This is a genomic window from Pseudomonas sp. 51_B (assembly GCF_017491595.1).
Classification (GTDB): Bacteria; Pseudomonadota; Gammaproteobacteria; order Pseudomonadales; family Pseudomonadaceae; genus Aquipseudomonas; species Aquipseudomonas promysalinigenes.
The window spans coordinates 1-249 of the sequence record NZ_JAFGYW010000530.1; the positions used below are offsets into that span (position 1 = coordinate 1).

A 249-nucleotide genomic window follows, 5' to 3' on the forward strand; every position below is an offset into this window, starting at 1 on the left:
GGTAAGGCACCAGGATCATCGAGGTGGCGAGGTAGATCAGCGACAGGTAGGTACTGTTGGAGAACAGCGTGATGACCAGGAAGATCTGCACCATCGCGTTGGTCAGCCACAGCGCGTTCGCCGGCACCTGGTTGGCGTTTTCCTTGGCCAGAAAGCGCGGCATGGTCTTGTCACGGGCCGTGGCAAAAAGAATTTCGGCGCACAACAATGCCCAGGACAGCAAGGCCCCAAGCAGCGACACCGCCAGCC

1 protein-coding gene is annotated in these 249 nt (G+C 59.8%); it reads right to left on the bottom strand.

Translation table 11 applies throughout. The annotated features are described in order from the left end of the window. Nucleotides 1–249, bottom strand: a 249-nt coding sequence (locus J5M56_RS26060) for an amino acid permease (RefSeq protein WP_207938197.1), incomplete at both ends; no start/stop codon positions are given.